The 18,783-nt window shown below is 71.7% G+C and carries 17 protein-coding genes; 10 read left to right on the top strand and 7 right to left on the bottom strand.

The window, feature by feature from the left end; translation table 11 throughout:
• The first annotated feature begins 121 nt into the window (after nucleotides 1-121).
• Complete coding sequence (locus O7635_RS02185; RefSeq protein WP_278078702.1) at nucleotides 122-1,138, top strand: GntR family transcriptional regulator; 1,017 nt, start codon at nucleotides 122-124, stop codon at nucleotides 1,136-1,138.
• Nucleotides 1,110-1,526, top strand: a complete 417-nt coding sequence (locus O7635_RS02180; protein WP_278078701.1) for a DUF5655 domain-containing protein — start codon at nucleotides 1,110-1,112, stop codon at nucleotides 1,524-1,526. The genes O7635_RS02185 and O7635_RS02180 overlap by 29 nt, the downstream gene beginning before the upstream one ends.
• A 341-nt stretch (nucleotides 1,527-1,867) precedes the next feature.
• Here the strand turns inward: O7635_RS02180 and O7635_RS02175 are convergent, their stop codons facing one another.
• Nucleotides 1,868-2,692 carry a glycosyltransferase gene (locus O7635_RS02175; RefSeq protein ID WP_278078700.1) on the bottom strand — a complete coding sequence of 275 codons (825 nt, stop codon included), beginning with the start codon at nucleotides 2,690-2,692 and terminating at the stop codon, nucleotides 1,868-1,870.
• A gap of 50 nt (nucleotides 2,693-2,742) precedes the next feature.
• On the bottom strand, nucleotides 2,743-4,128 hold the full coding sequence (locus O7635_RS02170; RefSeq protein WP_278078699.1) for a cellulose binding domain-containing protein: 1,386 nt from the start codon (nucleotides 4,126-4,128) through the stop codon (nucleotides 2,743-2,745).
• A gap of 146 nt (nucleotides 4,129-4,274) precedes the next feature.
• On the opposite strand from O7635_RS02170, the gene O7635_RS02165 reads away from it, so the two are divergent.
• Both O7635_RS02165 and ctaD read left to right on the top strand, forming a co-directional pair.
• The gene (locus O7635_RS02165; RefSeq protein ID WP_278078698.1) at nucleotides 4,275-5,384 is read left to right on the top strand and encodes an FAD-dependent monooxygenase; all 1,110 of its coding nucleotides are present in this window, start codon (nucleotides 4,275-4,277) and stop codon (nucleotides 5,382-5,384) included.
• A 510-nt stretch (nucleotides 5,385-5,894) separates the two neighbouring features.
• The gene (gene ctaD, locus O7635_RS02160; RefSeq protein WP_278078697.1) at nucleotides 5,895-7,649 is read left to right on the top strand and encodes a cytochrome c oxidase subunit I; all 1,755 of its coding nucleotides are present in this window, start codon (nucleotides 5,895-5,897) and stop codon (nucleotides 7,647-7,649) included.
• Between the two features lie 57 nt (nucleotides 7,650-7,706).
• Here the strand turns inward: ctaD and O7635_RS02155 are convergent, their stop codons facing one another.
• Nucleotides 7,707-8,261: a hypothetical protein gene (locus tag O7635_RS02155; RefSeq protein ID WP_278078696.1), complete on the bottom strand. Its 555-nt coding sequence runs from the start codon at nucleotides 8,259-8,261 to the stop codon at nucleotides 7,707-7,709.
• A gap of 90 nt (nucleotides 8,262-8,351) precedes the next feature.
• Here O7635_RS02155 and O7635_RS02150 point away from each other — a divergent pair, with 90 nt between their 5' ends.
• Nucleotides 8,352-9,362: a DJ-1/PfpI family protein gene (locus tag O7635_RS02150; RefSeq protein ID WP_278078695.1), complete on the top strand. Its 1,011-nt coding sequence runs from the start codon at nucleotides 8,352-8,354 to the stop codon at nucleotides 9,360-9,362.
• Nucleotides 9,363-9,442: 80 nt separating this feature from the next.
• Here the strand turns inward: O7635_RS02150 and O7635_RS02145 are convergent, their stop codons facing one another.
• The 4 genes from O7635_RS02145 to O7635_RS02130 are packed head-to-tail and all read right to left on the bottom strand — an operon-like array spanning nucleotide 9,443 to nucleotide 15,216.
• Nucleotides 9,443-10,663: an MFS transporter gene (locus O7635_RS02145; protein WP_278078694.1), complete on the bottom strand. Its 1,221-nt coding sequence runs from the start codon at nucleotides 10,661-10,663 to the stop codon at nucleotides 9,443-9,445.
• Complete coding sequence (locus tag O7635_RS02140) at nucleotides 10,660-11,241, bottom strand: isochorismatase family protein (RefSeq protein WP_278078693.1); 582 nt, start codon at nucleotides 11,239-11,241, stop codon at nucleotides 10,660-10,662. The genes O7635_RS02145 and O7635_RS02140 overlap by 4 nt, the downstream gene beginning before the upstream one ends.
• Nucleotides 11,242-11,251: 10 nt before the next feature.
• Nucleotides 11,252-12,538 (bottom strand): nicotinate phosphoribosyltransferase, encoded by a 1,287-nt coding sequence (locus tag O7635_RS02135; RefSeq protein WP_278078692.1) that lies wholly within the window; start codon nucleotides 12,536-12,538, stop codon nucleotides 11,252-11,254.
• Nucleotides 12,539-12,555: 17 nt separating this feature from the next.
• On the bottom strand, nucleotides 12,556-15,216 hold the full coding sequence (locus O7635_RS02130) for a LuxR family transcriptional regulator (RefSeq protein WP_278078691.1): 2,661 nt from the start codon (nucleotides 15,214-15,216) through the stop codon (nucleotides 12,556-12,558).
• Between the two features lie 186 nt (nucleotides 15,217-15,402).
• Here O7635_RS02130 and O7635_RS02125 point away from each other — a divergent pair, with 186 nt between their 5' ends.
• The 5 genes from O7635_RS02125 (at nucleotide 15,403) to O7635_RS02105 (ending at nucleotide 18,782) form a co-directional block, all read left to right on the top strand.
• Nucleotides 15,403-16,968, top strand: coding sequence for a hypothetical protein (locus tag O7635_RS02125; protein ID WP_278078690.1), 1,566 nt, complete (start codon nucleotides 15,403-15,405; stop codon nucleotides 16,966-16,968).
• A 79-nt stretch (nucleotides 16,969-17,047) separates the two neighbouring features.
• The gene (gene clpS, locus O7635_RS02120; protein WP_278078689.1) at nucleotides 17,048-17,338 is read left to right on the top strand and encodes an ATP-dependent Clp protease adapter ClpS; all 291 of its coding nucleotides are present in this window, start codon (nucleotides 17,048-17,050) and stop codon (nucleotides 17,336-17,338) included.
• A 3-nt stretch (nucleotides 17,339-17,341) separates the two neighbouring features.
• The gene (locus tag O7635_RS02115; RefSeq protein WP_278078688.1) at nucleotides 17,342-17,836 is read left to right on the top strand and encodes a DUF2017 domain-containing protein; all 495 of its coding nucleotides are present in this window, start codon (nucleotides 17,342-17,344) and stop codon (nucleotides 17,834-17,836) included.
• Between the two features lie 57 nt (nucleotides 17,837-17,893).
• Nucleotides 17,894-18,385, top strand: coding sequence for a M67 family metallopeptidase (locus tag O7635_RS02110; protein ID WP_278078687.1), 492 nt, complete (start codon nucleotides 17,894-17,896; stop codon nucleotides 18,383-18,385).
• A gap of 61 nt (nucleotides 18,386-18,446) precedes the next feature.
• Nucleotides 18,447-18,782 (top strand): MoaD family protein, encoded by a 336-nt coding sequence (locus O7635_RS02105; protein WP_278078686.1) that lies wholly within the window; start codon nucleotides 18,447-18,449, stop codon nucleotides 18,780-18,782.
• The last annotated feature ends 1 nt before the right edge of the window (nucleotide 18,783 follow it).

Here is an 18,783-nt window from a genome sequence, read left to right as displayed (position 1 = left end):
GCTGCCTCCTTGTGCGTGCTCGACGCGTACACCGTACAAGACGTGGGCGTACGTTGTATAGCGCACTAGCTATCGTCGTGTTAGGCTCGCAACGCACTAGTACGGAGGAGGTGAGCGTCCGATGGCGGAGGAAGCGCCCTACCGGCGGATCGCGGCCGAGATCAGGGAGCGGATCGCGCGCGGTGAGCTGACGCCGGGCGATCGCATCCCGTCGACCCGGGAGATCACCCGCGAGTGGGGTGTCGCGATGGCGACGGCCACGAAGGTGATCAACTCGCTCCGCGAAGCGGGCCTGGTCGAGACCCGGTCCGGCGCCGGCAGTGTGGTCATCGAGCGGAGCAGCCCGTCGGTCGAGATGGTGGTCGAGCCGACCGTCCCGGCACATGCCGGCGGGTTCCACGGCGTGGGGTCACCGCGACTACGCCGGGCCGGCGACGTGGAGCTCAATCGCCCGCGGGTCGTCCGCACGGCCATCGCGATCGCTGACGCCGAAGGCCTGTCCATGTTGACGATGCGGCGCGTCGCCACCGACCTGGGCGTGGCCACCATGTCGCTCTACCGGCACGTGCCGGGCAAGGACGAGCTGGTCCTGGCGATGCTCGACGCCGTCTTCGCCGAGCGGCCGCTGCCCGACGAGCGACCAACGCATTGGCGGGCCCGGCTCGAGACCGCCGCGCGGCAGATGTGGCAGGTCTTCGCCGCCCATCCCTGGGCCGCCGATCCGCTGTCACTGACGCGGCCGCAGCTGCTGCCTCACCTGATGGCCTATTCGGAATGGAGTCTCGACACCTTGCGCGCACTCGGGTTCGACGTCGACGAGATGATGCACATCCACCTGTCCCTCTTCGGGCACGTGCGGGCCTGTGCGGTGAGTCTCGAGGCGGAGTTACGCGCGCGCGAGGACACCGGCGTCACCAACGACGAATGGGCCGACCTGCACGGCGACGAGATCGAGGCCGTGTTGGGCGCGGCGCCCGAGCACTCTCCGGGCCTGCGCTACGTCACTGAGCACGGGTTCGACTACGACATCGAGGCGGTCTTCGAGTCCGGGCTGCGCCTCCTTCTCGACGGTGTCACCGTGGCGCTGGCCCGGCGGGAGGTGAGTGGCGATGAGCAGGTGGACCTGTCCGTCGTGTGAGCGCGAGTTCGGCCGGACCAACCAGTCCCACGTCTGCGTGCCGGCCGGCACGATCGAGGAGACCTTCGCGCCGCACCGCCCCGAGTGGCGCCAGATCTTCGACGCGATCGCGGCGCAGGTCGACGACCTCGGGCCGGTCCATCTCGACGCGGTCAAGGTCGGCGTCTTCCTCAAGACGGATCGGACCCTGGCCGAGGTACGCCCACGCGCCCGGGCCGTCGACCTGCTGCTGGTGCTGCCGCACGCGATCGAACACGACCGGATCCGCCGCACGATGCGCGCCTCCGCCGGCATGGTGGTCAGCGTCGTGGCCCTCACCAGACCGGAGGAGGTCGACGACGAGATACGCGCCTGGCTGACCGAGGCCTACGATGCCGCGTCCACCTAGCCGACCATCGACCCGGCTGCGGTGCGGCTCTGGTGGGGTGGCGCCGCGCTGGCCTTCAAGGAAGAGGTCGGTGGCCCCAACGTCGCCTATTTCTCTGCTCGGCCGGGCCGCGATCGGTCGTGGCGGCGCAGGCGGGCGACGGCGGCCTCGAAATCACCGGCGCGATGCCGGTGATGCCGCCGACGGGCTGGTGGTCGGTACCGACGCGCCGGGGCCAAGGGCGGAGCCTAACCGGGGAAGAGGAGACACCGGCACGCCCAGCGAGACGATCCTGTTGAGCAGGTCGGCGACGCTGCGGCCAACCACGACCGCCGACGACGCGACGGCTGGCCGCCTGCGCCCTACCGCGCCGAGGCGTGTTCCAGGCGGCGAAGGTCGGCGCCGAGCCAGTCCGGCACGACGCGGCGGTCGCGCAGCACCCACGGCAGTTCGGCCAGGGCGTCGCGCAGCCCGGCGCGGCCGGCGGTGCTGGTCATCGCCCGGGCGCTGGTGGCCATCACGGTCGGCAGCGGCCGGCGGAGCCAGGTGGTGAGCAGATGATTGCGAGCCTGACGGCGCTCGCGGGCCCGCGGGTCTCGGCCGGCGGGGCTCGGGAGGTGGGCCACTCGCAGCGACGGCACGTAGGAGAGGCCCCAGCCGGCGGTCGCCAGGTCCATCGCCAGCAGCGCCTCCTCGCCGTAGATGCCGAGCCGCGGGTCGAAGCCGCCCACCGACAGGAACGCGTCCCGGCGCACCACCGCGGCGCACGACAGGAAACCGAGCACCGTCGGGCCCGGCAGGTCGTCGGCCCAGCCGAGCGGGCTCCCGTCGAGCTCCGCGGTCATCGGGTCCGGGCGGCCGTCCTCGCCGACCAGCACCTGGGCGACCAGGAGGCCGGCCCGCGGATGGTCGCTGAGCAGCTGGGCGGCGCGGTCGAGGGCGCCGGGCACCCAGTAGGAGTCGTCGTCGGCGAACGCGACGAACGGCGTGTCCGCGAGTTGGGCGCCGAGGTTGCGGGCCGCGGCGCCGAGGTTGGTGTCGGCACGGACCACGCGTACGTGGGGGAAGGCGGCCTCTACCGTGGCGGCCGTGCCGTCCTGCGACGCGTTGTCGACGACGATGGTCGGCGCGTCGTGCCGGGGCAGGGTGCGCAGCAACTGATCGCGCCGGTCGCGGGTTGCGATCACCACGGTGATGTTCACCGCGGGCCATTACCCGCGACCGACGCGATCAACCATCAACCCACGGTGCAGGCCGAGCCGTTGAGCGCGAACGCGGACGGCGAGGAATACGAGCCGCCGTGCGTGCCCTGATAGCCGAAGCTGGTGCTCGCGCCCGGGGCCAGCGTCCCGTTCCAGGAGATGTTGCGCGCGGTCACCGCCGAGCCCGAGGTGGTCACCGTCGCGTTCCAGGTGCTGGTGATCGCCTGGCCGCTGGGCAGCGTGTAGGTCAGCGTCCAGCCGTTGACGGTGCTCGTCCCGGTGTTGGTGACGGTCACGTCCGCGGTGAACCCGTTGTTCCAGGCGTTGGCCGCATACCGCACCCGACAGGCGCCCCCGCCGCTGCCGGAGCCGGAGGTGGTCACCGTCCGGCCCGGCGACGAGGCCGACACGTTGCCGGCCGCGTCACGGGCCCGCACCGTGAACGTGTAGGCCGTCGAGGCGCTCAGGCCGCTCGCCGTGAACGAGGTGCCGGTGGTGCTGCCGGCCAGCGTGGCCGTCCCGGAGCCCTGCTGGCGATAGACGTCATAGCCGGTCACCCCGACGTTGTCCGTCGAGGCGGCCCAGGAGAGGGCGACGCTGGAAGCGGTCACCGTGCCGGCGGTCGGCTGGCCGGGCGTCGACGGGGCCTGACTGTCCGGGCCCGGGCCCGTGCCGCCGCCGTTGACCGTCGCCGAGAACGAGCTGACACCGAGCCCGACACCGCCGTTCCACGGTTCGAAACCGGCCTGGATGCTGGTCAGATACCACGAATTGGTGATCGCCCCGCGCGACCGGACGTCATTGATGAAGTCCAGCACGCTGAAGTTCCACGAGGTGATCGGCGACGGAGCCACGTACGAGATGACGTTGTTGGCGCCGTTGCTGCCTCGCCAGACCTCCCAGGTCCGGCCGCCCACCGTGGCCGAGCCCACCACCGAGCCGATCGGCTGGATCGGACCCTGTCGGTTGAACCAGATCATGATCTCCATCTGGCTGACCCCGTCGGTGCGTGGCGTGGGGTCGAGCCAGATGTCGTACGACGCGTTGTAGGTGCCACTGGCGTACGTGTAGTTGATCGACGAGGTGGCGCTACTGATCTGGCTCACCTGGATCGGCAGGTTCGTGCCCGGCGAACAGTTGGTGTAGTGGCAGCCGAGGAACACCGACGGGTACGACAGCGGCGCGCCGTTGGTGGCCGCCGATCCCTGCTGGGCCGTGATGCTGAAGCCCGTGTCGGTGACGTTGATGCACTGCTGCGCGGTCGAACCCCACCGGTTGTTCTGCACGACATAGCGGCCCTGGATCGTGGTCGAGCCATATTGCTCGCAGATCTGCGTGTCGGCCTGCGCGGGCGACGTTATGACCAGCGTGCCGAACGCGACCAGGGCGGCGGTCACGACGGCGCGGACAAGTCTGCGCATGCTGCTCCTTCCGAGGACGGGTGCGGAGATGGGAGCGCTTCCATCGACACTAGGCTACGTTTACGGCCCTGGATAGAGGTCCCGACAGCGAGTAATGTTCTGGCTTCAGTGCGTGGCCCCTCGACCGCCTCGGAGGCTTCGTCCACATGCTCCTGTCTACGCTGCGCGTCCTCGTCGTCGGCGCCGGCATCGCCGGCCTTGCCGTTGCCCGGGCGCTCCGCCAGGCCGGCTACCGACCCGATGTCGTCGAGAAGCTGCCCGCCACCACCGTCCCCGGCGCCGGCATCTTCCTGCCCGGCAACGCCGACCGGGCCCTGCGCGACCTGGGCCTCGACGATGCGGTGCGGCCGTTCGGCGCCGTGGTCGAGCGGCAACGCTTCCTCGACGAGCGCGGCAACGAGCTCTGCGAGGTCGACCTCGGCAAGCTCTGGGACGGTGTCGGCGAATGTCGGGCCATGCCCCGCGGTGACCTCCAGCGGGTCCTGCTCGCCGCGGTCGACGGCGAGGTCCGCTACGACACCGGCCTGGTCCGGCTCGACGTGGGCACCGACGGCACCGCCCTGGCCACCTTCGGTGACGGCGCGGTCGCAGCCTATGACCTGGTGGTGGGCGCCGACGGGCGCAAGTCGTCGGTCCGCGCCCTCGCGGCCCTCGGCGGCCCGGCCCGGCCGGTCGGACAGGTCGTCTACCGCAGCGTGGTCACCGGCGGGCCGCGGATCTCCGAGTGGACGGCGCTGCTCGGCCTGCGCACCGCCTTCATCGTCATGCCGATGGGCGACGGGCGGCTCTACCTCTACGCCGACGAGCCCGGCACCAGCGCGCCGGCCGATCCGCTTGGTCGGCTACGCGAGGTCTTCGGTGGCTTCGGCCCGCCGGTGCCCGACGTGCTCGACGCGGTCGACAAGGTGCAGGTCGCCCTGACCGACGAGGTCGAGATCGCCTGTTGGTCACGCGGCCCGGCGGTGCTGGTCGGCGACGCCGCCCACGCCACGTCGCCAACCCTCTCGGAGGGCGCCGCGATGGCGCTCGAAGACGCGGTGGTCCTGGCCGACGCCCTGACCGAAGCCGATTCGGTGCCGGAGGCCCTGCGCCGCTACGAGAGCCGTCGGCGGCCGCGCACCAAGTGGGTGCTCGACCGCACCCGCGACCGTGACCGCACCCGCGACGTCGCGCCGGCCCTCCGCGACCCACTTCTCCGCGGCCGCGGCGACCGCATCTTCCGCGACCACTACCGCCTACTCGTCGACCCGGTCTGACCATGCACCGCGGCCTGCGCCGGCGGGGCCTGAAGCGCGACGGCGATGGGCTGCTCGTCGACCCGGTCTGACCCACGCACCGCGGCCTGCGCCGGCGGGGCCTGAAGCGCGACGGCGATGGGCTGCTCGTCGACCCGGTCTGACCACGCACCGCGGCCTGCGCTGGCGGAGCTTGGATCGCGACGGCGATGGGTTGCTCGTCGACCCGGTCTGACCACGCACCGCGGCCCGCGCTGGCGCGGCCTGAAGCGCGACGGCGATGGGTTGCTCGTCGACCCGGTCTGACCACGCACCGCGGCCTGCGCTGGCGCGGCCTGAAGCGCGACGGCGATGGGCTGCTCGTCGACCCGGTTCACCGCGTCCCGCGGCCTGCGTCCGCGGGTCCTGATCGACCATTCGCCAGTCCCATCAGCCGCAGGGGTCCAGAGAGGTTTTCACCACCCAGCGCGGCCCCACTGAGATGCGAGGACTATTCTGCCTCCGACACAGACAACGAAGCGGAGGCCTGTGGTGACCACCGTTGCACCGAAGCCGATCGTGACCCGGCCCTGGCCGGTCCGCCAGCCGGTGAAGGGCTCGGCCTTCGCGCGCCTGCTGCGCACGACCGACGCGAAGCAGATCGGGATCATGTATATGGTCACGAGCTTCGCGTTCTTCCTCATCGGTGGGTTGATGGCGCTGCTGATGCGCGCCGAGCTCGCCCGACCGGGAATGCAGTTCCTGTCGCCTGAGCAGTACAACCAGCTGTTCACGATGCACGGCACGATCATGCTGCTGTTCTTCGCGACGCCGATCGTGTTCGCGTTCGCGAACTTCGTGGTGCCGCTGCAGATCGGCGCGCCCGACGTGTCGTTCCCGCGACTCAACAGCTTCGCCTACTGGCTGTACGCGTTCGGTGGCACGATCGCCCTCGGTGGCTTCTTCACCCCGGGCGGCGCCGCTGACTTCGGTTGGTTCGCCTACACGCCGCTGAGCGACGTCGAGCACACGCCGGGTGTCGGCGCCAACATGTGGATCGTCGGCCTGGCCATCTCCGGTCTGGGCACGATCCTCGGTGGCGTCAATATGATCACCACGATCCTGACGCTCCGCGCGCCCGGCATGACGATGTTCCGGATGCCGATCTTCACCTGGAACATCCTGGTCACCAGCCTGCTGGTCATCATGGTCTTCCCGCTGCTCGCGGCGGCCCTGTTCGCCCTCGCGGCCGACCGCATCCTCGGGGCACACGTCTACGCCCCCGAAACCGGCGGGCCGATGCTCTGGCAGCACCTGTTCTGGTTCTTCGGCCATCCCGAGGTCTACATCGTCGCGCTGCCGTTCTTCGGCATCATCAGCGAGGTCATCCCGGTCTTCTCCCGCAAGCCGATCTTCGGCTACAAGGGTCTGGTCGGCGCCACCATCGCGATCGCCGCGCTGTCGATGAGCGTCTGGGCGCACCACATGTTCGCCACCGGGCAGGTGCTGCTGCCGTTCTTCAGCTTCCTGAGCTTCCTGATCGCGGTGCCGACCGGCATGAAGTTCTTCAACTGGATCGGCACCATGTGGCGCGGCCAGTTGAGCTTCGAGACGCCGATGCTGTTCGCGGTCGGCTTCCTCGTGACGTTCCTGTTCGGCGGCCTCACCGGCGTCCTGCTGGCCAGCCCGCCGGTCGACTTCCACGTCTCCGACTCGTACTTCGTGGTCGCGCACTTCCACTACGTACTGTTCGGCACGATCGTGTTCGCCGTCTACTCGGGCATCTACTTCTGGTTCCCCAAGATGTTCGGCCGCATGCTCGACGAGCGCCTCGGCAAGATCCACTTCTGGCTGACGTTCCTCGGCTTCCACACGACGTTCCTGGTGCAGCACTGGCTGGGCAACGAGGGCATGCCCCGGCGCTACGCGGACTACCGGCCCAGCGACGGCTTCACCACGCTCAACGAGGTGTCGACCATCGGCGCGTTCGTCCTGGGCATCTCCACGCTGCCGTTCCTCTACAACGTCTGGAAGTCCTACAAGGCCGGCCCGATGGTCCTGGCCGACGACCCGTGGGGCTACGGCAACTCGCTGGAGTGGGCGACCTCGTCGCCGCCGCCGCTGCGCAACTTCGACCGAATGCCGCGCATCCGGTCCGAGCGCCCGGCGTTCGACCTCAAGTTCCCGGAGCTGGCCGCCGGCCGCTCGCTCGCCGGCCCGCCGGAGGGTGGCGCCAAGCCGATGACCAGCGAGTCGGACAGCGGGGCCCGCTACGAGGAAGACACCGAGAGCAACGTCGACCGCTGAGTCGATACGAAAGGGGCGGCGCGTCGTGCGTCGCCCCTTTCGCATACCCCCGATGAGCTAGAAGATCAGGACGATCGCGACCACGCCGAGTACGAGGTCCACGACGCCGCACCACTCGGCGTAGGAACGCGGGACCACGCGGTTGTGACGGTGGTGATAGAGGTCCCAGGCGGCGTGGGCGAGCAGCCCGAGGGCCACGAAGGCGCCGCCGAGCGTCAGGGAACCGGCCTCGATCGCGATCACCGCCGCCACCGCGAAGAGGACGGCCGCGACCACCTGGACGCCGAACCCGGGCGCTCGCCGCGCCACACCGATCGCGACGAAGACGGCCGACGCGACCAGCAGGGCGTACGACGGATTCAGGTCGAGGATCTTGAACGGCGCGATGGCGACGGACCCGATGAGCACCGCGGGCCAGGTGATGCCGGGCCGGTTGTAGGCGGCCGGCACCAGGTAGCCCAGCGGCGACAGGACGAGCAGGAACGCCAGGCCGCGTACATCGTCGATGTTGTAGAGGGACGCCGCGATCAGCGGCAGCGCGGCCAGAGTCGGCCAGCGGTGGGCCAGCCGGCGCAGCAGCGACGGGTTCTCGTCGGTCGTCGTGGTAGTCATGCCTCGACGATGCGGCGCGCCCGCCGGTGGCGGAACGGACCGGGATGGACGGGTCCGAATCCCTGGGATCGGCGGCCTAAGGTCGGGGATATGGACCCGCGGCACATCGTCATGGTCGGGTACGACGGCGCCGAATTGCTCGACATCGCCTGCGTCACGTCGACCTTCGAGCTGGCCAACACGATCGGGCGGCTGAGCCCCGGCTACCGCGTGGAACTGGCGACCCCGGGCGGCCGCCCGATCCGCTGCGACAGCGGCCTCGTCGTGCAGGCGCAGCTCGCGCTGGAACGGCTGACCGGCCCGATCGACACCCTGATCGTCTCCGGCGGCTTCGGCCACGAGGACGCCGCCGACAACGCGGTGGTCGTCGCCCACATCCGCCGGCTCGCGCGGGACAGTCGCCGGGTCGCCTCGGTCTGCACCGGCGCCACCGTGCTCGCCGCCACCGGGCTCCTCGACGGCCGCCGCGCCACGACCCACTGGCGTTTCGCGCCGCGGTTGGCGAGCCGCTACCAGGACGTACGCGTCGACTCGGCGCCGATCTTCATCCGCGAGGGCCGGGTCGCCACCGCCGCCGGCGTGACCAGCGCCCTCGACCTGACGCTCGCCTTCGTCGAGGAGGACCACGGCCCCGAGCTCGCCCGCCAGGTCGCCCGCGACCTCGTCACCTACCTGCAGAGACCGGGCAACCAGGCCCAGATGAGCGTGTACGTGTCCCCGCCCGCCCCCGACAACGACGTCGTCCGCCGCGCCGTCGACCACGTGCTCAGCCACCTGGCAGCGGACCTCTCCACCGCCCGCCTCGCCGACGTGGTCGGCGTGAGCCCACGCCACCTGACCCGCCTGTTCCTGCGCGAGCTCGGCGACCCACCGGCCCGCTTCGTCCGCTGCGCCCGCGTCGACGCCGCGGCCCGGCTGCTCGATGCCACCGACCTACCGATGCCGGAGGTCGCGGCGCGCTCGGGCTTCGGCTCGGGAGAGGCGCTGCGCCAGGCCTTCGTGGCCCGCTTCCGCATGCCCCCGGCGAAGTTCCGCGCCGTCTCCCGCCGCTCCGCCCCCGAGCCACCCGAACCCAACCCGGTGCCCGCCGTCTCCACTTAGGACGCCACCGGGCTCGGCCCGAGAGAGACGGCGACGGCTCGGCGAACCGCGGACCGGAGAAGCGTTGGGACACCGCGGCGTCAGTCGGACAGTGACAGCGACCGCTCGGCCGACCGCGGTGCCGGAACAGGCGGCGTCGGCGGGCGGCGTGACAGGTAGACCGGAATGACCGCCAGCACTACCAACAGCCCAGCCACCCCCGTGGCGACGAAGCCCCACCGCGGCGACGTCAGGTCGATCACCCAGCCGGCCAGTGGCGCTCCCAAGGCCAACCCGACCGTGATGGCCGACCCATGCAACCCCATCGCCTCGCCGCGGACCGACGGCGGCGCGAGGTGGCTGACCGCGTCCGCGGCCGCGGCCAGCGTCGGCGCGCACAGCGCCCCCGCCGGGATCAGCGCCACCGCGACCAGGAACCACTGCGCCCCGGCCAGCGCCACCAGCACGGTGCCGAGAGCCAGCACACCCAGCAGCACCACCGGCGACGGCACCCGGCTCAGTGACCCGTAGACGAAGCCGCCGATCAGCGAGTAGACGCCCCACAGCGCCAGCACCAGGCCCGTCCAGCTCACCTGGTCGGCCTCGCGGAGGACCGCGACCACCGTGACGTCCGTGCCGCCCAGGACCAGGGTCGTGGCCACCGCGATGGCCAGGATGGCGATCATCCGGGCCGACAGCCACGACCGGCGCGGCGGCACCGGACCGACGGCCGACTCCGACTCCGCGCGGACCGGCGGGTTGAAGATGAACAGCGCCGTCCCCGACAGCACGACGCCCGCGCCGACGGCCCACATGGTGGCGTGCGGCGAGACCGAGGTCGCCATGAGCACCGCCAGCGCCGGGCCGACCATGAAGGACAGTTCGACCGACATCGAGTCGAGCGCGTAGGCCGGCCGGCGCTGCGCCGGCGGCACCAGCGCCGCCAGCGACTGTCGGACCACCGAGAAGACCGGCAGCATCAGCACGCCGGCGACCAGCGCGAGCACCAGCAGCAGGGGATAGGGCAGCCAGCCCGCGACCGACCAGAACACGCCCTCGGCCACCGTGCAGACCGCGAGCACCGGTCGCAGCCCGCGCCGGTCGACCATCCGCCCGAGCAGCGGCGCGCCCACGGCGGCGCCGATCGTCGAGGCCGTGCCGACCAGGCCGGCCGCGAAGTAGCCGCGGTCGAGCTCGAGCACCACGTGCAGGGTCAGGGTCACCCCGGCCGCGACCGACGGGACACGGGCCAGGATGGCGACGAGGATCAGCGGGCGGACCCCGGGCAGGCCGAGGACCGCCCGGTAGGGCGCCAGCCTCACGCCGGCTTGACGATGGGCTCGCCGACCAGCGTGACGCCGGCCTCGCGTAGCTGCTCGACCGCGTCGGCGGTGGTGTGCGGCAGCACGCCGGCGGTCAGGCCGAGCAGGACCGTCGTCTTGAAACCGAGCCGGGCCGCGTCGAGGCTGGTCGCGCGGACGCAGTGGTCGGTGGCCAGGCCCACGACCTCGACCTCGGTGACGTCGTGGTCGTGCAGCCACGTGCCCAGGCCGACGCCGTCGTCGGTGTGCCCCTCGAACCCGCTGTAGGCCGCCGCGTGCTGGCCCTTGTGGAACACCGCCTCGATGCGGTCGGTGTCGAGGTTGGGGTGGAAGTCGGCGCCGGGCGTGCCGACGACGGTGTGCGCCGGCCACGTGGTGACGTAGTCCGGGTTGTCGTTGAAGTGCGCCCCCGGATCGATGTGGTAATCCTTCGTCGCGACCACGTGGGCCCACCGGTCGGGCCGCTCGGACAGCGCACGCGAGATCTCGGACGCCACCCCGGCGCCACCGGCCACGGCCAGCGAGCCGCCCTCGCAGAAGTCGTTCTGCGTGTCGACGATGATCAGTGCGCGGGTCATGCTGAGAACACTAACGCGCGGGTACGACAGTGACGGGCACCGCGGGATCGCCCGCCGAGAGCTTGAGCCCCTCCCACGGGATCGAGATCAGACCCTGCCGCAGGTGCTCCCGCGACTCCGCCAGCGAGGGCAGGTCGACCACCGCACCGCCGGCGACGTACGGCCGCTGCAAGGCCCGGTCCCCGGTGCGCGCCTCGGGTGTACCCTGCGACACCACGATCTCCTCGATCATCGTGCCGGTCGGCTTGTGTCGCCGCACCGCCGTCTTGCGCCCGCCGATCGTCGCCTTGTGCTCGGACCGCTTGACCACCGGCCGCCCGGCCACCTCGACCAGCTTGTAGACCAGCCCGGCGGTCGGCGCGCCCGAGCCGGTCACCACCGACGTCCCCGCGCCGTAGATGTCGACCGGCTCGGCCGCCAGCGCCGCGATCGAGTACTCGTCGAGGTCGCCGGACACGATGATCTTGGTCTCGGTCGCGCCCAGCGAGTCCAGCAGCTCCCGCGAGTGCTGGGCCAGCACCGAGAGGTCGCCCGAGTCGATCCGGATCGCCCGCAGGTCCGGCCCCGCCACCTTGATCGCGGTGCGGATACCCTGCGCGATGTCGTAGGTGTCGACGAGCAGCGTGGTGTTCTTGCCCAGTGCCGCGACCTGTGCGGCGAACGCGGCCGCCTCGTCGTCGTGAAGCAGCGTGAACGCGTGCGCCGCCGTGCCCGCGGTCGGGATCCCGTAGCGCAGGCCGGCCGCCAGGTTAGAGGTGGAGCCGAAGCCGGCGAGGTACGCGGCCCGCGTCGCCGCCACCGCCGCCTCCTCGTGCGCCCGGCGGGACCCCATCTCGATCAGCGCCCGGCCCCGCGCGGCGGTGACCATGCGGGCCGCGGCCGCCGCGATCGCGCTGTCGTGGTTGAGGACCGACAGGACCAGGGTCTCCAGCAGTACGCATTCCGCGAACGTGCCGGACACGGTGAGGATCGGGGAGCCGGGGAAGAACAGCTCGCCCTCGGCGTACCCCTCGATGTCGCCCTGGAATCGGAAGTCGGCCAGCCAGGCCGCCGTCTCGGCGTCGACCACCGACCGTTCGCGCAGCCAGTCGAGCTCTTCCGGGTTGAACCGGAACTCCCTGATCAGGTCCATCAGCCGTCCCGTGCCGGCCACGACGCCGTAGCGACGCCCCGGCGGCAGCCGCCGCGCGAACACCTCGAACACGGACTGCCGGTCGGCGGTGCCGTCCTTGAGCGCCGCGCTGACCATGGTCAGCTCGTAGTGGTCGGTCAACAAGGCGGGGTGGCCCATGGTCATCCACCCACCCTAGGACCTCAGCCGCGAGGGACCATCCGCAATGCGGCGCGGAGCTCACCGCGGCCCGCGACGCCGAGTTTCGCGTAGACCCGCTGCAGGTGGTTTTCGACGGTGCGGGTGGAAAGGAACAGCTCGGCGGCGATCTCGCGGCTCGGCACGCCCGAGGCCGCCAACCGGGCGATCTGCCGCTCCCGGTCGGTGAGGGCGGGCCGGGACAACCCGAGCGCCGGCGTGCGGAGCATGTCGCAGTTGCTGAGCAGGTCACCCATGAGGCGGTGGGCGGAGTTGGCCTCGGCCGCCCGGGCCTCCCGGAACCGGCCGGCGGCGCCGGCGGCCGCCTCGGCCGCGTACACCCAGAGGCCCTTGACCTTGAACAGGTCGGCGGCGATGAGCAGGTCGGGGCCGGAGCGGCGGGCGGCGGCCTGGGCGTGCGCGGCCATGATGCCCGGCAGGTCACCGTCGAGCGTGGCGGCGAGCTCGGTCAGGCGCTGGGCCACGGTCTGGCCCGGGTCGGCGTCGTCGGGCCAGCCGATCGGCTCGGCGGCGTGGCCCAGCCGCACCAGGTCGTGCAGCGCGAGCACCTCGTGACCGGCGAAGCTGTCGGCCCGCAACCGCCAGACCAGGCCGCGCAGCACCTCGGCCGCGCCGTCGAGGTCGTCGGCGACCGCCAGGACGGCGGCCCGGGCCTGCTCGCGCCAGGGATAGAGGATCGCCATCACCGGCGCCTGCGCCTCGTCGGAGGCCGCCATCGCCTCGCGGGCCTCGTCGACCTCGCCGCGCAGGGCGTGCGCCTGGGCCCGCTCCGCGTGCGCGAGACCGGCGTAGATGCGGCTGGTGGCGAGCACCGCGCACGCCTGCACGCTGGTGCGCAGCGCCTCGCCGGTCTGGCCGCGCAGCCGGGCCGCCTGGGCCCGCAGGATCGACAGGTAGCCGGAGCCGAGCCGGAAGTCGCCGGCGTCGGCCAGGTCGGCGAACTCGTCGGCGACGATCGCGTCGATCCCGGCCAGGTCGCCGGCGAGCGCCAGCCGGGTGCCGCGGGCCAGCTCCAGCGCGAGCTGCAGGTAGGGCATGTCGGTGCGCCACAGCGGCGCGTCGGCCGCCACGCTGGCCACCGCCCGCTCGCTCGACCGCGACTCGCCCTGCGCCGCCTGCAGGTGGGCGATCATGCACTGGGCCAGGCCGCGGGCGGCGACCGGCGCGGCCGGCCGGTCGAGGATGGAGCGGGCGATCCGCAGCGCCTCGGCCGTCTCCAGCTTGTGGAGTCGCATGATGCCCTCGAACGACCGCACCCGGGACTGGTCGGCCGGGTCGCGCAGCGCCTTGGCCTCGACGGACAGCTCGTCGGGCGTCGCCTCGCGGCTGAGGCCCCAGTAGCTGACCAGGCCGCGGACCACCAGCCAGCGGGCCCGCAGGGCGTTGGAGGTGGCCTGCTCGTCGACGGCGTTGAGCACGTTGAGCGCCTCGGCCGGCTGGTCGCTGAACATCAGCATCGTGGACAGCAGCTCGGCCGCGCCGAACCCGCCGCCGGCGTCGAGAGCGGCCCGGGCCAGCCGCGTGGCCAGCGGCACGTCGAAGCCGGCGAACGCCTGGCCGCCGGCCATCAGCAGCTGCATCGGGTCCTGCGCGGTGCCGGAGTCGAGCCGCCAGACCGCCACCCGAAGCAGGTCGTCGCGGCGCCGGGCGCCGGCCGCCTCGACCAGGTCGGCCAGCTGCGCCTCGAGCCGGCGCTTGCGCACCACTGGGCAGCGGCGGCGGACGACCTCGCCGTAGAGCGGGTGGGCCAGGCGGGCGTTGGAGCGCCGGTCGCTCTGCACGACCCGGATCAGGCCGCGGTCCTCGGCCAGCTCGACGTCGGCCTCGTTGGTCGCCTTGATCAGGAGGTCGATGCCGACCGGCTCACCGAGGGCGGCGAGCTCGACGACCGTGCGTACGCCCGGCGTCAGCTGGCCGATGCGGGTGTCGATCAGGTCGAACAGGCTCGGCGCCAACTCGAGCCGGCCCGTCCACCGGTGCACGCCGAACGACTTGGTGAACTCGCCGGCCTGCTTGAACGACAGCACCAGCTCGCGGAGCAGCAGCGCGTTGCCCTCGGAGAGCTTCCACAGCCGCTCGGCGCTGGCCTGGTCGACGTCGCCCTCGAGCATCTGCACGAGCAGCCGGCTCACGTCGTCGACCGACATCGGCTCGAGCTCGACCAGCTCGACGAGGTCGTCGGTCCACAGTGCGCGGATGGGGTGCGGGTATTGCTCGCCGCTGCGCAACGTCGCCAGCACCGTCGCGCCCTCGTCGCGGGCCATGAGGTAGACCAGCGCCGACGACGACGGGTCGAGCAGGTGGGCGTCGTCGATCGCGAGCACGATCGGGCGGCCGGCGGCCTGCTGGTTGAGCGCCTCGACGGCCCAACGCAGCAGGCCGGCCGCGGTCAGGCCGGGCGGCTGGTCGGTGGGCAGCACCTGGGCCAGGCCGCCGAACGGCAGCGAGGCGGTGGCGACGTTGGCCGAGGCCGTCCAGACGGCCAGCCGATCGGTCGGCAACGTGGCGACGCCTTCGCGCAGCAGGCGGCTCTTGCCGATGCCCGCACTTCCACTGAATATGAGCCCTCTTCCTCTTCCGTCACTGGCGGTCGAGATGAGACGGTTGAGTTCTGCGGCACGGCCGACAAATCTCCACGGACCCATCACCGCAGCATATAGAGAGTAATGGCGATGGGTACTCCCCGTAACGGGTTGAAGTTGAGTAGCCGGCCAACATGGCATGAGTAGTCGGCGGGCTGTCATGTTAGGTGGCGGTTCGCATAGCGTTCCGGTGCTCGGTGGAATGCGCACGGTGATCGCCGTGGGCACTCGGATCAGGAGGCGCCAGGCATGGGCTCAGACACGCTCGATCGGCTCGGGGCAGACATCATCACGTTGCCGCTGCAGCGGCGCACGCCCAGCCGCACGCGTGGTCCCGTGCTCGAGCCGATCCCCGACGAGCCGCTGGCCGTCGTGGCGCTCGGCGCACAGGGCAGCGGCCGCAGCGAGGTGATCGCCGCGCTGGTCGGCGCGGTCGGCCCGCTGCTCGACGTGCCGCGGGCGAGCTACCTCGTGGTCAACCACGGCCACGGCAAGGACGTCTGCGCCTACCTGCCCGGCGCCCGCAAGGCCCACCCGTTCCGCTCGATCATGGCGCCGGCCGACGAGCCGGCCGCGGCCCGCCCGCCCCGCCGGGTCGAGCTGAGCCTGCCCGACCCGCTGCTGCGCCACTTCGCCCTGGTCGACGCGCCCGACACCGAGACCATGGGCGTCGCCGGCGGCCGGGTGCTGCACGACGCGGTCGAGCGCGGCGGCGCGGTGATGTATGTGTTGAGCGCCGGCCAGCTGCCCGGTCGCTTCGAGCTCGACATTCTCGGCGAGGTCGCGCAGACCAGCGCCGCCGTCTTCTTCGTGGTCACGCCGCGGCCCGACGGCACGTGGTACGCGCCGGCCACCGCCCTGGGCCCGACCCCGGTCGACGACCTCGATCTGCTCGGGCTCGCCGAGATCGCGCCGGGCCTGGGCGACAACGACCCCGCGGCCGGCGCCGTCGAGGCGCAGCGGCTGGCCATCGCCACCGCCATCCCGGCCCTGGCCGAGGCGCCCTGGTTCGCCGTCGACCCCGCCGCCGGCGACACGGCCTTCCTGCGCCGCGCGCTGTCCGACTGGGCCGCCGAGGAGGGCATGCGCCGGGCCAGCCTCAACCCGCCCGTGCCGCCCAACGCGATGCGCACGGTCCGGGTGGCCGAGGGCGTCCACGAGTCCGATTGGGCCGAGCGACTAGAGCACGCCGCGCGGGCCGAGACCCAGCACGTGCGGCAGCACCTGGCCATCGAGCTGGCCAACATCCACCTGCGGTGCGTGCAGGAGATCGTCTTCGGCACCGGCCCGAGCGGCCTGCCCGAGACGCTCGACCGCGAGATGCACGCCCTGTCCCTCCGCGCGGTCGCCGAGTGCGACGAGGCCGTCGACCGCCTACTAGACGCCGCCGTCACCCAGGTGTTCGGTGCCCCACCGGATGAGGGTGTCCGACGCCGGGTGGCGGCGGGTGTACGCCGCGGGTTGGCCGACGACCGGTCCGCCCGCGATCTCGACAAGGTCCTGCTGATCACCAGCACCGCCGGCGTGGCGACCGTGGCCGGCGGCGGCGCGGTGGCCGGGTTGGGCGCCTACCCGGTCGAGCCGGGCCGCACGATCCTGCCGTCGGTCGGCGTCGGGCTGGCCGGCGGCTGCTACGGGCAGTGGCGCACCGCCGGCGCCGCCGACACCAACCGGGCCCGTTCGTGGGCACAGCGGTCGATCCGCAGCGTCGAGCTCGAGCTGCTCAGAGAGGTGTCCCGGCGCCTCGACGCCACGCACAAGGCGCTCGCCGGTGTGCTGGCCGAGGCCGTCGACCACGGGATCCTGCTGGCCTGATCGGCGACCACGACAGATGCGCGCTACTGAGACGCATGTGGCGGTCGTCGGTGCGTCGATTTGCTCGTACGATGGCGGTGTGGCAGCCCCGCAGACGACCCCCGTGCAGGTGCCGGACGTCGAGACGGTGCCGGCGATCGACCGTCCCTGGATCACGGTTGTCCATGACGATCCGGTCAACCTGATGACCTATGTGACATGGGTGTTCCAGAAGCAGTTCGGCTACACACACGACAAGGCCCAGTCCCTCATGCTCGACGTGCACCACAAAGGCCGCGCGGCGGTCTCGTCCGGTGCGCGCGAGCGCATGGAATATGACGCGTCGTGCCTACACGGCTACGGCCTGTGGGCGACGGTCGAGCAGCCCTGACCCATGTTCCGGCGGTATGGACAGCACTGCGTCGCGACCTTCGCACCCGACGAGGTTCGGGTGCTCCGGAAGGTGGCGACCGAAGTCGTGGGCCTGCTGACCGACGGCTTCGAGCACGGTGACCCCGTCGTCGACCGGCTGTTCCCGGACACTTACCCGACGAACGCCGAGGACTCGGCCGAGTTCCGGCGGTTCACCGAGGGCGACCTCAAGACGGGCAAGATCGACCAGGCGGGTGCGATCCTGGCCGCGCTGCCGAGCAGCGCCGGCGGCGAGGTCCGGCTCGACGAGGAGGCCGCCGAGGCCTGGCTGCGGGCGCTCAACGACGCCCGGCTGGCGATGGGCGTCCGGCTCGACATCAGCGCCGAGACCGACCTGGGCGAGGAGCTCGACGACGCGGTGCTGACCGACCCGTCCTCCTCGCGGGTCTTCCAGCTCTCCGTTTACGCGTACCTCGGATATCTCCAGGAATCGTTGCTCACCGCGCTCACGGAGTGACGACCGTGACCGCTGCCACGTCCCGGCGCAGGACGCACAGACGGTAGGCTTGGGCACGTGCTGAGCATCGACCGGTCGATCATCGACGCGATCATCGCCCACGCACGCCGCGACCATCCCGACGAGGCGTGCGGCGTCGTCGCGGGCCCGGTCGGCAGCGACACCCCGGCGCGCCACATCTCCATGGAAAACGCCGCCCGATCGATGACCTTCTACGAGTTCGACTCGATGGAGCAGCTGCGCGTCTGGCGCGAGATGGACGACCGCGACGAGGAGCCGGTGGTCATCTACCACTCGCACACGGCCACCGAGGCCTACCCGTCGCGCACCGACATCTCGTTCGCCGGCGAGCCGGGCGCCCACTACGTGCTGGTGTCGACCCGCGAGCCGGAGTCCGAGGAGATCCGCTCCTACCGCATCGTGGACGGCGTCGTAACCGAGGAGCCGGTGCGGATCGTTGAGCCCACCGTGGACCCGCACGCCGTTCAGTCATACATGTTCGGGCAGAGCCCGACGACGGTCGACTACGAGTGTTCGCCCGGCCGCTGACCCCAAGCGCCCGTCCGACCACCGTCCTCCATCACCGTCGTTCTTTCCAGGAGCAATGATCATGGCTATCGAGGTTCGCATCCCCACCATCCTGCGCACCTACACCGGCGGCGCGAAGACCGTCGAAGGCGCCGGCGACACGCTGGCCGCGCTGCTCACCGATCTCGACTCGCGCCACAACGGCCTGCGCGGCCGGCTGGTCACCGAGCAGGGCGGCCTGCACCGGTTCGTCAACATCTACGTCAACGACGAGGACGTCCGCTTCCTCGGGTCGCTCGACGCCAAGCTCAACGACGGCGACAACGTGACCATCCTGCCGGCCGTCGCCGGTGGCGCCTTTGGCTTCGCCGCCGCGGCCGCGATGCTCGGGCGTTCGACGGCGCCCGTTCGCCACTGAG

Source organism: Asanoa sp. WMMD1127, assembly GCF_029626225.1.
Taxonomy (GTDB): domain Bacteria; phylum Actinomycetota; class Actinomycetes; order Mycobacteriales; family Micromonosporaceae; genus Asanoa.
Note: the sequence above shows the minus strand (reverse complement) of the source record. Positions and strands in the feature narration are given on the sequence as shown.

Bases quoted from the DNA above. Each gene is read 5' to 3' on its own strand.
- O7635_RS02125 (WP_278078690.1), top strand. From the start codon at position 15,403: ATGGGCTCAGACACGCTCGATCGGCTCGGGGCAGACATCATCACGTTG.
- O7635_RS02130 (WP_278078691.1), bottom strand. From the start codon at position 15,216: ATGGGTCCGTGGAGATTTGTCGGCCGTGCCGCAGAACTCAACCGTCTC.
- O7635_RS02180 (WP_278078701.1), top strand. From the start codon at position 1,110: ATGAGCAGGTGGACCTGTCCGTCGTGTGAGCGCGAGTTCGGCCGGACC.
- O7635_RS02150 (WP_278078695.1), top strand. From the start codon at position 8,352: ATGGACCCGCGGCACATCGTCATGGTCGGGTACGACGGCGCCGAATTG.
- O7635_RS02115 (WP_278078688.1), top strand. From the start codon at position 17,342: ATGTTCCGGCGGTATGGACAGCACTGCGTCGCGACCTTCGCACCCGAC.
- O7635_RS02155 (WP_278078696.1), bottom strand. From the start codon at position 8,261: ATGACTACCACGACGACCGACGAGAACCCGTCGCTGCTGCGCCGGCTG.
- O7635_RS02165 (WP_278078698.1), top strand. From the start codon at position 4,275: ATGCTCCTGTCTACGCTGCGCGTCCTCGTCGTCGGCGCCGGCATCGCC.
- O7635_RS02105 (WP_278078686.1), top strand. From the start codon at position 18,447: ATGGCTATCGAGGTTCGCATCCCCACCATCCTGCGCACCTACACCGGC.
- O7635_RS02185 (WP_278078702.1), top strand. From the start codon at position 122: ATGGCGGAGGAAGCGCCCTACCGGCGGATCGCGGCCGAGATCAGGGAG.
- O7635_RS02140 (WP_278078693.1), bottom strand. From the start codon at position 11,241: ATGACCCGCGCACTGATCATCGTCGACACGCAGAACGACTTCTGCGAG.
- O7635_RS02135 (WP_278078692.1), bottom strand. From the start codon at position 12,538: ATGACCATGGGCCACCCCGCCTTGTTGACCGACCACTACGAGCTGACC.
- O7635_RS02170 (WP_278078699.1), bottom strand. From the start codon at position 4,128: ATGCGCAGACTTGTCCGCGCCGTCGTGACCGCCGCCCTGGTCGCGTTC.